We start from the raw sequence: 16556 nt of genomic DNA on the forward strand, positions 1-16556 counted from the left end.
AACTTATACCTCGTATTTCTTTTGAAACTTAAACAAATAATAAACTGCGGCCCCTACAAATATAAAAACTATCACAGATGCTGTTGAAAGTCTTTGATAATTTAAATTTGTAAAATTGTTATTCATAAAGTGCTGCAACATATATATGCTTGAATCTGGGTATGCACCAGAAAGTAAATAAGCTTCTCTGTAAATTCTAAGTGAGTTTATTATTGAAATTATAAATACAAAGAATATTGTTGGTACAAGCATCGGCAAAGTTATCTTAAAGAAAGCTTTTGTTTCGCTGCAGCCATCCATATATGCTGCTTCATAGTATTCTTTTGGTATATTATTTAATCCAGCAAGAAATATTATCATGTTATATCCACAATTTTTCCATACATATAATAAAACAAGTATGAAAAATGACCAGCCTGTTTTAAGATAATCGGGTCCTACAATTCCAAATTTCAAAAGCATTCCATTAGCTATGCCTGATTCAGCAAAAAATATTTGCCATACAAGTATTACTGAAGCTATGGGTATAACTAACGGAAAAGTAAGTACTGTTCTAAAAAATGAGGCTTTTTTTATTTTGCTATTTAATATAAGAGTAACTCCAAGAGATATAACAATTACAAGTGGAACCGCCGCTAAATTAAATAGCAGAGTGTTTTTTACCGCTAATTTAAAAGAAGAATTTTGAAACAAATCTATAAAATTTTGAAAGCCAACAAATTCTAAATCTCCCGCTCCCTCCGTAAAACAATACATTAAGCTTATTAAAAATGGAATTGCGAAAAACAATAAAAATCCTAATATAGATGGTCCTGCAAAAATATATCCTATAATATTTTCCTTTTTCTTTAAGCTTGAATCTTCTATTTTGACAAGCTCTTTACAATTTTCCACCTAAAAACCTCCTTCCTCATTATTTAATTTCTATTCTAATATTAACAATGCTATCATTAAGATAACGTTAATTAGCCTGCTTAACTTCTAGTATCCTTATATTTTTAGCTGTAATAGTTGTACCATCACTTTCACCAAAAATAGTTATAAATCTTCCAAACTTTAATTCACTCTTATATCTCCTCCAAAATGCACTTAATTAAATCCCATTACTACTACAGTTTCAGCTGTAATAGTACCGTCAGCTCCACTTTTCCCCCACACACTAACTAATTTATCTACTTTTATATCACTTAAACTTCCAGCTTCATCTTTTGCTTCTGTCTTACTATTGCTAATCCTATTAAAAGTTCTTTTTATCAATTTAGTATCTTTATTGCATTTAAATTTCACCATTTTCCCTGTATCTTTATCCATAGTTCCCTTGCCTTGTTTAACAGTTTCCAGCTTATCAACTGTAAAAATTTCATTATCTACCTTATTAACATAACCATATAAATTTCCATATTCCTTTATAATAGCTAAATCATCCATTTTTGCTGCATTTGATGTGCTAGCTGTATGTGAAGTATTAGCTGTATGTGCTATATAAATTTTATAGCCAAAAACAGCTATTATTAAAATTATTACACCTGCAATTGATACCTTTGCTATAGTCTTCATGTTTTCACTCCTCTATAGATAACCCATTTCAAGTTGGTTTATCTTTATTCATTTGGCTATGTTTTAAATAAGTATTGATTTTCACACTTATTTAAAACATAGCTTCCTTTAGTACGTTTGGCTATTTTTAAAAGAATGTTTCTATGATGTGTTGGCTCATATCAACATTCTTTTAAAAATAGCTATTCATTTAAATACACCTTTACTTTTTCTTGTAAATCTTTGAGCACACTATCATAAGACTCTTTACCCTCTAAATATGGTGTTAAACATTTCATCATTAAATCGTCTAAGGTAGGATCATATACTTCAGTTTTTTCTATATTTTGTGTTATTTTATTATAGTAAGCTTGAAGTTCATTAGATGGTTTTAACATAGTTATGCTTCCATCATGTTTACTAATCTGCTCAGTTTTACCTACTTCATTTTCCAAATACTGATTAAAAGTTATATCCCTAGATTTTTTACTAGCTGGTATATACTCAAGAGGAACAAAATTACCCTTCGACTTTACTTTTATTTCTGTAGATAATGCAGTTTTTATAAAATCGTACGCTGCTTTTTTGTTCTTTGAACTTTTATTAATTGCCATACATTCTCCTGCCATTGCAATTACTTTATCTGTGCCATTATATGTTGGCATGCTATTTATAATCTGTGTTTCTCCTGTTACTCCCTTTATTTTAGATTCTGATTCAAGAAGATCACTAAGAAATAATCTATCATCTGAAAAAAGTGTAGTTCCTGCCTTAATTGCATCGTATCCCTCTTCACCAGAAGTAGCAGTAATTTCAGTTTGCTTTGGAGAAGAATTATATATTTTTTTATAATTATCTATTACTTTCCTAAATTCAGGTTTATTAAAATAAGTCTTTTTATTTTCATAATCAACAAAATCAATTCCACTACTTGCTAGAAAGTTAGTAATACTAATTGGATAAGCAAATAATGTTTTATTCTTGCTTCTATTTATTGAAGATATATATTTGCTAGCTGCTTCAATAAAGTCATTTTGAGACATATTATTCCCTAACTTAACACCACTACTCTCCAATAATTTATCCGTAGTTATATAGCTATCAACATAATAATCTAATGGTATAAATGTGATTTTCCCATTGTGTTTACCTGCATTTAATACAGCTTTGCTATAATTTTCTGCATCAAAATCCTTGTCTTTTTCAACAAATGGTTTTAAATCAGCAAGTATTTGTGACTTTTGCATTGAATGCACATTAAGTTCCTCTGGATTAAAGTACAACACATCAGGGCCATTTCCGGATAAACTATTTGCTAAAAGTTTTTTGGAATACTCATTATTTTCTATACCAATAGGTGTTTCTTTAATATTTATATTGGGATATTTCTTTTTAAAATTATCTATCCAAGTCTGCATCTGTATACTGTTTTTCCCATTTACTTGCAATGTATATATACTCAAAACATTGGACTTACCTATACCAATACTTTTAACACCACTTTTATTGAGAATAGGATATACACCAGCTGCCGCTAAGACAATAACTATAATACCTGCAATTATTAATTTTTTTTTACTAATTTTCATTGATATTACCACCTCTTCTATAAATAACTTTAAAACTTTTTGTTTAAAATAAATTTAATTAAACCTTAAGAAACTTAAATATTTTAATTTAAAACAAAAAATAAATAGGCTGCCTAAAAATAATATTTAGACAGCTTATTTATGTATAGACAACTTGAACTAATTTAAACTAATTTCATAATATAATGACCTCTTTATGATATAAATTATATTATGAAAGTTTAAACTAGATAATGCCTTTACAGTTTCGAATAGCTCCAATCAATAATTTTCTCCATGTCACTATCTACAGTTTCTTCATTAGCTGAACCTAATACAATTCCTATCATTTTTTTATTATTTCTTTCATAATAAGCAACTAAACATCTACCCGCTGCCGCTGTGTAACCTGTTTTCCCTGCTATACATCCATCAATACCAAGAAGTTTATTAGTATTTTCTAATTGAATATCCTTTCCTCTTGTTTTAATATCATCGCTCTTCTCACCAAGGATATTCATTATCCAAGGATAATTATATACATTTTTAGCAATTTTACTAAGATCATATGCAGTTGTATAATGATTTTCATTAGGCAATCCGTTAGCATTTGCAAAGTGACTTTCTTTAAGTCCAAGTGAAGAAGCTTTTTCGTTCATCTTTTCAGCAAAAGCTGGTATACTTCCTGCCACATTTTCTCCTATAGCTTCAGCAATATCATTAGCGGAATATATAAGCATCCCTTTCATTGCTGTATCACCTTTTAGTTCTTCACCTACTATTAAATCCAGCTTATTTGCAGGCTGCATTTTTGAATCCTTTGTATAAGTTATTACGCTGTTTTTATTTTCATTATCAGCAAATACCTGCGCAGTTAAAAGTTTAGTAGTACTTGCTGGGTACATGCGATTGTGTATATTTTTAGCATATATTATTTTATTGCTAGATACATCTAGTGTTAATGCCGCAATAGCACTTACTGAAGGTGTATCACTAGATTTGCTTTCTTCTGTAATTGATTCTTGCGTTTCAATAAAAGTTTTTGTGCCATTTGAACTAAACACCTGAACTGCTTTCCCCATATTCCCACTAAATAAAACCCACACAAACATTATTATAAAAATTCCAATTATACCTTTTAATATACGTTTCATAATCTTTATCCTTCCTTTTTCTAATATTCTTATTTAATGTTATCAAGTAACCCCTTAAGATAACGTTAATTACAATTTGGGGAGCAGAGTACAGATGACAGAGTACAGTGTACAGTGAATGATGATTTACCTTTCGCTTCTCTCAGGTAAATCTTAAACTTAATGTTGTCAGCTTCGCTGAACACCATTTATGGCGCGATTGCACAGCAATAAAGAAAATAAGTTTTCAGATTTTTCTACGCTCGCGGAGAAAAATCATCCTTCATTGTACTCTGTACTCCGTACTCTGAGTTAAATTGTAATTTGGCTGTTTCAACTGTTGTATCTTTATAATCATGTAATACCTTTTTTCACATTATTCTATAAATAATTTTAAAGCCTATAGTTTAAAATACTTTTAATTAAAACTTAAGAAAAATAAAGATTAAGGCATCTAAAAAAATAACAAGTCCAAATTGAGAGATAGTTTTGTGTAATACAAGAAACTGTAACTCGTTAATACTGGTTGTCTTGGCGTGTTATAGTAACGAAGGATTACGTGAAAATAGCCGAAAGTTGGACTTGTTATTTTCTTTAAGATGCCTTAATTGCAAAAAACAAAAATACTGGCCGAAAATTATCTTCAGCCAGTATTTTTGTTCACAAATCAGTATATTCATAAATATTATGTTTATATAGTTATTTTTTAGGAGTCAAAATTTATGTTTTATTGCTTATATCCATATTATAACGCTTATAGAGCTGTATATCGCATACTTATAAATACAAATACTCACAGCCTTATCTTATTTAATAATAATTCAATTTACAAAACATATACTGTTGCCACAGGTAAACCATCTACACCAACCCCTAAGGGAACTTTTAAAATAATTAACCGTGCTATAAATCCAGGTGGTCCTTTTGGCGCAAGATGGCTTGGCTTAAATGCACCAAACGGAGATTACGGAATCCATGGTACAAACAACCCCTCTTCTATCGGAAAAAGTGTTTCCAATGGCTGCATACGAATGTTTAACGATCAAGTTATTGAACTCAGTAACCTTGTCCCAATAGGAACTGTAGTTACAATTATTTAAGGTCTGTTCAAAAAAATACCAATTCCATCTAGTGGTTTGTTTTCTTTGAAAAGCTTCTTTATTGAAGAAAATAAGGTAAAAATACTTTGTAATAGAACTTGAGCATACTAAAAGTTGAGAAGAAAGTGTGCTCATAATTTCAGCTAAAACTGCTAACAATATAGTTCCAGTTATAAAAGGATGAAATAAAATTAAGACCTAACTAATTCTTAATTTAAATTTTTGAACTGCTTTTTTATCGTTTAATGGAATTTTATCAATGTTTGCACCTAAAGATTGTAATTTGTTAATAATATCTTCATATCCACGTTCAACGTATTCAATCTGACTAATAGTAGTATATCCATCCGCCGCTAATCCTGCAATTATCATTGCTACCCCAGCACGTAAATCTAAAGCACATACTGGAGCACCAGTTAATTTGGCAACACCATCAATTATGGCTGTTGTACCATTTTCCACTTTAATATTTGCTCCCATACTAATTAAACTTTTGACATATCCAAAGCGACTTTCAAAAATCGTTTCAGTAACAGTACTGCAACCTGAAGATATAGCCAACAAAGTGGTGATTTGTGGCTGAAAATCAGTTGGGAATCCGGGATATGGCAAAGTTTTTACGTTTGTACATTTTAATTGACCATTCACACTAATACGAATTGAATTATCGAATTCTGTAACGTTAACTCCTATTTCAATTAGTTTAGCTGAAATAGCTTCTAAATGTTTTGGAATAATATTTTTTATTAATACATTTCCTTTTGTTGCAGCAGCAGCTATCATAAAGGTACCAGCTTCTATTTGGTCCGGGATAATACAATATTCACCGCCATGAAGTTTTTTTACCCCTGTAATTCGGATTGTATCAGTACCAGCTCCTTTAATATTAGCCCCTAAACTATTTAAAAAATTTGCTACATCTACAACATGAGGTTCCTTTGCTGCATTTTCTATAATTGTTTTTCCTTTTGCTTTTGCAGCAACTAATATTGCGTTAATAGTTGCGCCGACGCTTATTCCATCAAAGTAAATATGGTTTCCAACTAGACCATCAGTTTTAGCATCAATAAAACCGTGCTCAATGTTAATATTAGCACCCAATAAATTAAAAGCTTTAATATGATGATCAATGGCTCTAATACCAATGTTGCATCCACCTGGAAGAGGAATTTGTGCTCTCCCACGCTTTGGAAGTAATGCCCCTACGAGATAATAAGAAGACCGTATTTTATGAATTGCTTCATTATCAACATGATATGTATTAATTGCATTCCCATTTATTTTTACTGTATGAGTATCTATACGCTGAACACTTGCTCCTAATTCTTCAATAGCTTCTAATAATGCAGAAACATCATTTACATCAGGTACATTATATATGGTTACTGTGTCATCTGACATAATTGTAGCCGCTAATATGGGAAGAGCTGCATTTTTGCTTCCACTAATTTTAACATCACCTTGAAGAGCTTTTCCACCCTTTATAATATATTGTTCCATAAAATTCCTCCAATATTAAATATTTTTTTCTTGTACCTTGATAAAAATACTATTTTTTTTCTACAACAATAATCTCTATTTCTTGCTCTTCAAATTTTTTTAATTCTTCCTCTGATGCGTCCCAATCAGTTATAAGAATGTCAAGTTTATTAGCGGGACATATGCTTATAATTGACTCAAATCCTATTTTCTCAGTAGGATACAATCCCACGGAACATTTTGAACTATTGATAACTGCATTAACAAATTCGACATGATTGCTTCGCTGTATTGATAATCCAAATTCAGCAGATATACTAGCTGAGGTTAAAAAGGCTTTATCAAAACGCATCCTTTTAATAGTCTCTATAGTAAATGGATCATAGCAATTTCCCTTACCATCCATTTCTCCGCCTGTAATAATGACGCGAATATTATCTTGTTTTCTTAATTCATCAGCAATAATTATGGAATTTGTAACAACTGTAATGAAAATATCTTTGGGCAAATTTTGTGTCATAAAATATCCAACTGTAGCAGAGACAATAAAAATAACATCATGACTTTTTATCATAGATACTGCTTTCTGTGCTATAGCAAAATAGTTTTCCTTGATCTCTACTACATCACGAACTGTCATTTTAGGTGGCTTAGAAAAACCTATTTGATGTACAGGTATTGCACCACCGCGTGTTCTTTTTATAAGTCCTTTTTCTTCAAGTATTCTTAAATCTCGTCTAGCTGTATCAAATGATACTTGAAACATATCCTGTATTTCAGTTGTTGCTATTCTACCATTTTTATTAATATAATCTAATATAGATTGATGCCTTTCTTCTATAAACATATATAAACTCCTTATAAGTTTTAATCATTATAATTCACATAATATCACAAAGGTTCACAGTTTTCAATATCAAACTGTGAACCTTTGTGATACTTTGTTTATATATAGCTATATCATCTATGTTTTAGCTATTTTGCTCTCATAAAGTAAATCGCTTGGCTTTTGCTTTTGCCATTACGAACAGTTTTATAAGTTATATTTCTCACATGATAGCAACTACCATACTCAGTTAACTGATTGTCGAATATATAAGCATCTTTATGTGAACTATCTGTCCACTTTTTAAATATATAAGTATGATCTGGAGTTTCATTTATATTTCCAGAGGGAGCTGCAAAACAAATATCACCTGGCTTAAGCTTACCTAAATCGTAGTATTTTTTATATCCTTCCTTTTGTAAAAACTCTGTAAGTTGAGTTGTATTTGCAACACTTTTAGGCACATCAAGCCCAGCTGCCCTAAGCGCACCAGATGCAAAATAAACACAAGTATTGGTATAGCTTCCACTATTTAATCTAGCTGCTTCATCTATATTTTTTCTTCTATTAGAAGTAACACTTAAATAACTTACAGTTGCTACGGAAACTTTTTCAAGAGATTGCCTTTTTAAATATAAACTTACTATTTTAAAAGCTGTTATTACAACGATTAAAGTTAAAACTATAATAATATATTTTTTCTTATCCTTTATTTTAATCATAAATTGATTCCTCCTAACTAAAACATGGAAGTTCTATTTTAAAGGTAGTCTTACAAGCATTGCTTTCTACACTAATCCTACCATCATGCAATTCTACTATATTTTTTGCTATGGCAAGTCCTAGACCTGAGCCACCAGTTTCACTAGACCTTGATTTGTCCACCCTATAAAACCTTTGAAAAATATATGGTATATCCATAGGCGGTATGGGATCTCCATAGTTTGTAAACTCTAAAATAGCCTTAGAATCAATTTTATTTAATGATATATCCATAAACTTACTTGACTTTGAATATTTTATACAATTAAAAATCAAATTTTCGAAGGCTCTTACAAGCTTATTAACATCACCTAAAACATAGAATTTTTCGTCTAATATATTCAACCTACATTCAATGTTTGCATTTGCAAAATTAATTCTATGTTCTACTGCCAACTGCTTAATTAATTCTGCAATATTTACTTTATCCTTAGAAATTTTAATTCCATAATTATTTAAGGTTGTAAGTTCAAAAAGATCATCAATTAAAACCTTTAATCGTTTTGTCTTATTTAAAGCTATATTTACATAACTCCTAAGTGTAAATTCATCGTCATATTCATCATTATCTGCAAGCTTTAAATAACCTAATATTGATGTAAGAGGAGTACGAAGATCATGAGAAATACTTGTTATTAAATTTATTTTTGTCTGTTCAGCTTCTTTTTGTTCTTCCAATACCAAATTAAATTTATCCATAACCTTGTTAATATTTTGAGACAGCTTGCCTAAATCATCTTCTGAATTGTTTTGAATGCGGGTTTTAAAATCACCATTTGCCATAGCTTTTACAGCTCTATCTAGTTCTAAAAATGATATTACTTTTTTTCTAAATATTAAATGAAAATATATAATTAATAACAAAAAAAATTCTACGCTTTCACTTCCAAACACATCAATTATCGGACTTAAAATATATCTTATACTTGAAAGGTGAAGATTAATATTATATAACTCTAATATTTTTTTTATTATATTCCTAATGCTTCCAATTAAACCTCCAGTTATAATCGTAAGAACTATTGCTATTGCAACTGGAAGAATAATTTTCAGTTCCATTTTATAAATATCAAACTTTTTTACCTTCATAATTTTTACTCCTCTAATATCATTATGGTCTTTCAATTTTATAACCAACTCCCCAAACTGTATGAATAAGTTTTTCTCCTTCAAGGTGGCTTTCAATTTTATCCCTAAGATTGCTTATATGAACCATAACAGTATTATTGGATTGAAAATATTTTTCCTTCCAAACTCTCTCAAATATTTCTTCTGCACTAAAAACCCTTCCTGGATTATTTCCTAATAAAAATAATATATCAAATTCTCTTGCAGTTAACGTAATCTGTTTATCACGTGCAAATACAGAATGAGTTGATTTTTTTATAGTTAAATCCCCTAATTGCAATAAATCGTCATCACTTTTTTTCTCATCTTTTTTATCAAATAAATAAGTTCTCCTAAGGAGAGTTTTTACACGAACAACAAATTCTAGTTCATCAAAAGGCTTTGTTATGTAATCATCTGCTCCCGTTAAAAGTCCTGCAATTTTATCATTATTTTGAACCTTAGCACTAAGCATTATAATTGGTATACTAAGGCTTTGACGTATTCTTTTGCAAACCTCAAGCCCATCTATGCCAGGCATCATAATATCTAGAACTACAAGCTGAGGTCTTTCTTCCTCTACAAGCTTCAATGCTGTATTTCCATCAGTTGCTTTAATAACCGTGTAACCCTCATTATTCAAATATATTGAAATCAAATTAAGAATTTCTTTATCATCATCCACAATTAAAATTTTTTCATTCATTTTACCACCTCAGACAAAAGTTCATATAATAATTATAAACTAAAATTTGTCTAAAATGCTAATAAATAAATCTTAAGAATTATAAAGATTCATTTTTTATTATTGGGTGGCTGTATAATTTGATATCTGTAATTCAAATTAAAAGTATCAAAACTATTTAAAACTATGCATCCTAAGATAGCTATTAAAAAGCTTATTATTAACGAATTTATAAATATGCTATAATTTCTTTTATTTTTCATTTAATATCTCACACAAAATACCTTTCTTCATTTAACTTACTATTCATTAATATACAGTTTAACCTTATTTTCTAGAGTTTTAAGTGCACTGTAATAAGAAACTTTCCCCTCAAAATATGATGTCATACAATTTTCTATAAGTTTATCTACATCACTATCTAAAATTTTAACTTCATCTACTTTATTTGTTATTTTGTCATAGTAATTGTCAAAATCCTTTGATGGTGCTTTCAATATCACTTTTGTTTCTCTATCTGGCTTTCCTACCCAATTCTTTAAGTATTGATTTTTTATATCTAACTGTGATTTTTTATTTATAGGAGGAGCATAAACCTTATCTCCTGACTGCGTTTTTTCCGATAAAGCTATTTTTATAAAATTATAGGCTGCTTTCTTATTTTTTGTTTTCTTACTTATGCCAATTAAATCTCCCGCAATTGCAATTGTTTTATTTCCACCATCATATGTGGGAAAACTGTTAATAATTTGAGTTTGTCCAGTAAGACCTTTTATTACCGCTTCAGAATTAAAGATATCTGGACCACATGTTGAAATTTCATCTGTGGAAAAAAGTGTAGAGCCATTCTTTATTCCTTGAATTCCTTCTTCTCCACTACTATTATTAGAATGTTTAGGTGTTGAATTATATATTTTCTTGTAATTTTCCATTATATTTTTAAATTCTGGTTTGTCAAAATACATTTTTTTATTATCATAATCTATACATTCAAATCCACTACTTGCTATAAACTGCCCTACATCTATTGGTGCTGCAAAAAGAGTTTTTCCATTAGTATTTTTGGCTTTAGCACTATAATCGTCTACTGATTTTATAAAATTATTTTGAGTCATGTTGCTATCAATTTTTACATTGTTTTTTTCCAATAGTTCCTTTGTAGTTATATAAGCTGGCACATAATAATCTACAGGTATAAACGTTAATTTTCCTTTATATATTCCTGAATTTAAAAGCTTTGAGTCATAATCTTCTTTGTTGAAACCTGTATCTTTTTCTATATATGGCTTTAAATCTTCAAGCAATCCAGACTTTTGGAAAGCTCTTGCATTAGTAAATTCTGTATCACAATATATTATATCTGGGCCCTCTCCCGCCAATGTATCACTTAAAATTCTCTCATTGTACTTTTGGAATTCGCTTCCAGAATCAAATTTTACAATATTTAATTTTTCATTAGGATACTTAGCTTTAAACACATTTACAATAGGTTCTATATCAAAATTAAGCTTACCATTATAAGCTAACGCATAGATGGTTAATGAATTTGGATCTCTTGACTTTAAAAATTTTTGACCAATTACTGGATACACGCCTATTGCAATAACAATCACAATAAGCACACCCACTATTATTTTTTTATTGCCCACAACTCTTTCCCTCTTTCCTTAAGATTTATATAGATAACTTTAAATGAATTAACTTAAAATATTTTTAAATAAATCTTAAGAAAAATAAAGTTTAAAAATATAGGGTCACCGACGCAACTATTAAGTTATATATCCATCATAATGCCTAAAACATGGCATTTTGAAACATGTATAACTTAAGTTTCAGTACGGTAACCCTTTAGAACCAGACAGCCAATCTTTCTTGTCCGGTTCTATTCTGCATATCCTGTTTATTTTAACTTACTATTCATTAATATACAGTTTGACCTTATTTTCCAGAGTTTTAATTGCATCTTCATATGATATCTTATCCTCAAAATATGGTGTTAAACATTCCATCATCAGTTTATTAACCGAATCATCTATTATTGTCCCTTTTTCAATATTATTTGTTATTTTATTAATATAGCTTTGAAAATCATTTGATAATGGTTTTTGTACCACTATATCATTCTTATCATACTCATAACTCTTCCCAATTTCAGTATTATTATATTCATCCTCCAAAGCTTTTACAGCCTCATTATTTACAGGTATGAGAGCCGTTGCCCTTGATGCTTTAGTTTGCACATCCTTGGATAAAGCGCACTTTAAAAATAAATACGCTGCATTTTTATTTTTTGTATTCTTATTAATTGCCATGCCATAATCAACAATACCAACTGCCTTGTTTCCACCTTCATACATTGGCATATTATTAATAATAGTTGTTTCTTTCGTTATTCCTTGTATTAAAGATTCTGATGCTAAAAAATCTTTAAAGCTATCCATTCTATCGTTTGAAAATATTGCTGCTCCACTTTTAAGTGCCTGAAGTCCTTCATCACCACTAGTTCCTTCTCCAGCTGCTTTCTTTGATGATGCTTTATAAATTTTTTTATAATCTTCTATTAATTGTTTAAATTCAGGAGTATCAAAATGCACTTTTTTATTTTCATAATCAATAAATTCACATCCACTACCAGCTAAAAAATTACTTAATGACATATTATCTTCATCATCTAAACCAACTGCTGAAAATAATTTTTTACTATTATTTAAATTTATTGATTGTGTAAAATCCTTTTCCGAACAATTTTTCGTCAATTGTATATTATTACTACTCAAAAGTTCTTTTGTAGTTGTATATTGATTAACATAATAATCAAGTGGCATCAAGGTTAGCTTGCCATTATACATGCCTGCATTTATAATTTTAGTATTGTAATCTCCTTTATTAAATGATTTATCTTTCTCTATAAGTGGTTTTAAATCCTCAAGCATTCCTGATTTTTGAAGATTTTTAGCATCACTTGAACTCAAATACAATATATCTGGACCTTTTCCTGCCAAAGTATCACTAAGTAGGGTTTTTTCATATTTTTCAATATCATTGACATCAAATAAGACCTTTTGAATTTTTATATTTGGATATTTTTTTTCAAATTCATCTATAGTATATTGAAGCTGATTGCTAATACGACCATTGCTACCTGTAGCATATATTTTTAAGGTGTTTGACGTTTCCGAAACTGCATTTTTTTTATGAAGCATTGGATATACTCCAGCTAATAATAAAACAATTACTGCAAAAACAATAACTATTGTTTTTCTTTTAAATAACTTCATTTATTTTTTTACTCCTTTCACAGCTTAACTTACTTGTTAAAAATATATACACATATGTCCTTGGCCGAATCTTCGTCATTTTTTTCAACCCAAATGCCAATTAAGTCCTCCTCTTTTATATCTTCTTTTCCTGCCGCTTTGTCTTCATACTTTAATCCATTATTATAACAATTTCTAACTATAATTTTAGTAGTACCTGTAATTTTAATTTTTTCCATATCCTTTGGCTTAACTTCTGCTCCCTTCTTTGGGCATGTCATAATATTATTTCCTTTATAACTTGCCTTAGCAATTGTAATTTCATTTTCACCTATGCTTAAAACTCTTCCTTCCAAATCAGGTTTTTCCTCTAAGTTACTACTTTCTTTATCTTGTTGTACATTTGATTTATTTACAGTGCTGCTACTATCTTGTTGTACATTTGATTTATTTACAGCGCTGCTACTATCTTGTCGACTTTTATTTGAAACTGAACATCCACTAATAGTTATTAAAAGAATTGATGTAATTAAGATAATTTTAAAAATATGTCTGCACTTCACGCTTTCCCCTCCAATATAATTATTTGAAAAAATTTTATTATCTTAATTTTATTAGAAATAATATTAAGATAACGTTAATAAGGGGCTATCGCACAAAATTAGTTTATACGCAAATAATAAATATTGCGAACCAAAAGACAGAGTACGGAGTACAGAGTACAAAGTACAGTGAAGGATGATTTTCTTCCGCTTTGCTACAGAAAATCTTAAAACTTATTTTTTAATGCTTACGCAATCGCGCCATTAATGTTGTTCAGCGAAGCTGACAACATATAAGTTTAGGATTTACCTAACGTAAGGAAAGGTAAATCATCCTTAACTGTACTCTGTCATCTGTACTCTGTACTCTGAATAAAGGTTCGCAATAATTTTAAATTACGTATTAAATAATCTTAGTGCGACAGCCCCTTATCTAATTTTTCTTAAATACAAGTAAAAACTTGCTATATTCAAAAGGCTTACTTTCAACTGTAACCTTCCCTCCATGCAAATCCATAACATGTTTAACATATGCAAGTCCTATACCTGTGCTTACACGGCTATTTGTTCCATAATATGGCTTAAATATTTCTGCCATTTTAGATTCTTCTATTCCAATTCCATTATCATATACTTCAATAGTAGCCGTACTATCATCCTCTGATACTTCTATAACTATTTTATTATTCTGTTTATTTTTATCTGCAAATTTTATAGCATTATCTATAAGATTAACAACGCATCTCTCTATCCACATTTCTTTTCCACTAACTAAGTTTATTCCATCCTCTGGCAATTTTAACTCTATATTTGGGAAAATCTGAGAATACTCATCAACTACCTCAGCACAAATCAATGCTAAATCTACTTTTTCGCCATTATCGCACAATTTCGATGTTGACATTGCCAATATATCGTTTGTGACACCAGTAAGTCTATCAATATATGAAGTTATTTCACTTGTATTCTCATCCATTTCAATTTTTGCTCTCAAAACAGCTAAAGAATTTCTTAGTTCATGTGACGCATATGAATTTAATCTCTGCAAATTTTCATAGGAAGTTTTTACTTTGCTCATAGCTTCATTATAAGCAAAAGTCAAATCATATATTTCATCCTTTACCTCCGGCATTTCAATAAGCTTTATACCTTTAAATTCACTTTGTTCCTTTACTTTACCTGTAAATTGAATTAATGGCTTTAAGGCAAAAACTGCATATTTTTTACTTAAAATAAAATTAATAATTATAATTATTAATATTAGTGCAATAGCTATATAAACAGCCCTCTTATAAAGTACCTCTAGAATTGCTTTTTCAAATTCTCCTAAACTTATTTTAAACTGATTATTACTATAATTTTCACCAACTATATCTCGAGCTTCCCCTGGACTTAATATCTTTGAGCCTATTACCCTATTGTCATCATCTGTTAATACCTCTACTTTGCCACTATTATGTTTATTTAAAAAATCTTTAAGTGAAATTTCATTTTTAGAGCTTATATTTTTAGTTATATGCTCTCTTTTTAAAAGCTTTTCTAATAGACCATCAGAAAATATATCTTTTTCTGAATAAATAATATTGTTTTTTTCATCAAACACAATTTTAAAATAATTTTGGACAGTATTATCCTCCGATGTTGCTTGCCCACTTTTTTGATGCTTTATAACTTGTGTTACAGATTTTTTTTCAGTTACTGAATTTTCTGCAGTTTGTAATATTGGTTCCTTATTAGCATAAACGTTAAAAATTGCATAGAATAAAACTGCACACATAACAACAAGAAATATCGTAAGCATACTATATAAAAGTGCTATCCTACTTTTTATTTTTAACATATTTTATATCCCTTTCCCTTTAGGGTTTCAATTAAACTTTCTCCATTTTCTAGTTTAAGCTTTCTCCTTAAATTTGCAATGTGCACCCTTATTACATTTGAAAATTGGCTGTCATCGCTGCCCCATACATGCTCTATAATTTCTTCTGCTGAAACTAAACTCGGATAATTATAACAGAGGAGTTCAAGTATATCGTATTCTCTTGCAGTTAATTCTATTTTATTTCCAGACAGTTTTACTAATTTTGCCTTAGTATCAATATTAAGTTCTCTTATAATAATTTCATTTGATGTTTTATTGTAATTTCTCCTTATAAGCGCATGAAGCCTCGCTCGTAGTTCCTTAAATTCAAAGGGCTTTCCTAAATAATCATCTGCTCCGCTGTCAAGACCTAAAACTCTGTCATCCGTATCCGTCCTAGCTGTTAGCATAAGCACCGGGGTATCTATTCCTTTGCTTCTAATATGCCTGCAAACACAAATGCCATCCATCTTAGGCAAATTTATATCTAAAATAATTGCATCATATTCATTTATTTCTGCATTATATAAGCCTTCTTCTCCATCATAAGAGATATCACAACTATAATCATATTTTTTCAAACCTTTTTTTAATATATCGCATAAATCCTTATCATCTTCCACTATTAATAAATGCACGAAACACACCATCCTTATTTAAATGTACAATTATTTCCAATAATATCATAAGCAATGTTAAG

Annotated in this window: 15 protein-coding genes and 1 pseudogene; 1 reads left to right on the forward strand and 15 read right to left on the reverse strand. The window is 29.5% G+C overall.

Features of this window, described 5'->3' with window-relative positions; all coding sequences use genetic code 11:
• Nucleotides 1-3: 3 nt before the first annotated feature.
• The 4 genes from CUEA01_RS12800 to CUEA01_RS12815 form a co-directional block, all read right to left on the reverse strand.
• Nucleotides 4-894, reverse strand: coding sequence for a carbohydrate ABC transporter permease (locus CUEA01_RS12800; protein WP_234122000.1), 891 nt, complete (start codon nucleotides 892-894; stop codon nucleotides 4-6).
• A 195-nt stretch (nucleotides 895-1089) separates the two neighbouring features.
• Entirely contained in the window at nucleotides 1090-1557 is a 468-nt protein-coding gene (locus tag CUEA01_RS12805; RefSeq protein WP_234122001.1) for a tetratricopeptide repeat protein, read from the reverse strand.
• A gap of 182 nt (nucleotides 1558-1739) precedes the next feature.
• A complete protein-coding gene (locus CUEA01_RS12810) occupies nucleotides 1740-3125 on the reverse strand; it encodes an ABC transporter substrate-binding protein (protein ID WP_234122002.1) in 1386 nt (461 codons plus the stop codon).
• A 239-nt stretch (nucleotides 3126-3364) separates the two neighbouring features.
• Complete coding sequence (locus tag CUEA01_RS12815) at nucleotides 3365-4258, reverse strand: D-alanyl-D-alanine carboxypeptidase family protein (protein WP_234122003.1); 894 nt, start codon at nucleotides 4256-4258, stop codon at nucleotides 3365-3367.
• Nucleotides 4259-4959: 701 nt separating this feature from the next.
• Between CUEA01_RS12815 and CUEA01_RS12820 the strand changes: the two genes are divergently transcribed.
• The gene (locus CUEA01_RS12820) at nucleotides 4960-5337 is read left to right on the forward strand and encodes a L,D-transpeptidase (protein WP_234122004.1); all 378 of its coding nucleotides are present in this window, start codon (nucleotides 4960-4962) and stop codon (nucleotides 5335-5337) included.
• Nucleotides 5338-5373: 36 nt separating this feature from the next.
• Here the strand turns inward: CUEA01_RS12820 and CUEA01_RS24945 are convergent.
• The 11 genes and pseudogenes from CUEA01_RS24945 to CUEA01_RS12875 form a co-directional block, all read right to left on the reverse strand.
• Nucleotides 5374-5529 (reverse strand): annotated as a pseudogene (locus CUEA01_RS24945) (sodium:solute symporter family transporter); the annotation flags it as partial.
• A 6-nt stretch (nucleotides 5530-5535) separates the two neighbouring features.
• On the reverse strand, nucleotides 5536-6837 hold the full coding sequence (locus CUEA01_RS12830) for a UDP-N-acetylglucosamine 1-carboxyvinyltransferase (protein WP_234122005.1): 1302 nt from the start codon (nucleotides 6835-6837) through the stop codon (nucleotides 5536-5538).
• A 49-nt stretch (nucleotides 6838-6886) separates the two neighbouring features.
• A complete protein-coding gene (locus CUEA01_RS12835) occupies nucleotides 6887-7663 on the reverse strand; it encodes a DeoR/GlpR family DNA-binding transcription regulator (protein WP_234122006.1) in 777 nt (258 codons plus the stop codon).
• A gap of 128 nt (nucleotides 7664-7791) precedes the next feature.
• Nucleotides 7792-8364 carry a hypothetical protein gene (locus CUEA01_RS12840; RefSeq protein WP_234122007.1) on the reverse strand — a complete coding sequence of 191 codons (573 nt, stop codon included), beginning with the start codon at nucleotides 8362-8364 and terminating at the stop codon, nucleotides 7792-7794.
• A gap of 13 nt (nucleotides 8365-8377) precedes the next feature.
• Nucleotides 8378-9493, reverse strand: coding sequence for a sensor histidine kinase (locus tag CUEA01_RS12845; RefSeq protein WP_234122008.1), 1116 nt, complete (start codon nucleotides 9491-9493; stop codon nucleotides 8378-8380).
• 22 nt (nucleotides 9494-9515) lie between these two features.
• On the reverse strand, nucleotides 9516-10217 hold the full coding sequence (locus CUEA01_RS12850) for a response regulator transcription factor (protein ID WP_234122009.1): 702 nt from the start codon (nucleotides 10215-10217) through the stop codon (nucleotides 9516-9518).
• Nucleotides 10218-10498: 281 nt separating this feature from the next.
• Nucleotides 10499-11845 carry an extracellular solute-binding protein gene (locus tag CUEA01_RS12855; protein ID WP_234122010.1) on the reverse strand — a complete coding sequence of 449 codons (1347 nt, stop codon included), beginning with the start codon at nucleotides 11843-11845 and terminating at the stop codon, nucleotides 10499-10501.
• A gap of 264 nt (nucleotides 11846-12109) precedes the next feature.
• On the reverse strand, nucleotides 12110-13474 hold the full coding sequence (locus tag CUEA01_RS12860) for an ABC transporter substrate-binding protein (RefSeq protein ID WP_234122011.1): 1365 nt from the start codon (nucleotides 13472-13474) through the stop codon (nucleotides 12110-12112).
• Between the two features lie 29 nt (nucleotides 13475-13503).
• On the reverse strand, nucleotides 13504-14016 hold the full coding sequence (locus tag CUEA01_RS12865) for a hypothetical protein (protein WP_234122012.1): 513 nt from the start codon (nucleotides 14014-14016) through the stop codon (nucleotides 13504-13506).
• 412 nt (nucleotides 14017-14428) lie between these two features.
• Nucleotides 14429-15835: a sensor histidine kinase gene (locus CUEA01_RS12870; protein ID WP_234122013.1), complete on the reverse strand. Its 1407-nt coding sequence runs from the start codon at nucleotides 15833-15835 to the stop codon at nucleotides 14429-14431.
• The gene (locus tag CUEA01_RS12875; RefSeq protein ID WP_234122014.1) at nucleotides 15829-16494 is read right to left on the reverse strand and encodes a response regulator transcription factor; all 666 of its coding nucleotides are present in this window, start codon (nucleotides 16492-16494) and stop codon (nucleotides 15829-15831) included. The genes CUEA01_RS12870 and CUEA01_RS12875 overlap by 7 nt, the downstream gene beginning before the upstream one ends.
• Between the last annotated feature and the right edge of the window lie 62 nt (nucleotides 16495-16556).

Source organism: Clostridium hydrogenum, assembly GCF_021432385.1.
Taxonomy (GTDB): Bacteria; Bacillota; Clostridia; order Clostridiales; family Clostridiaceae; genus Clostridium_S; species Clostridium_S hydrogenum.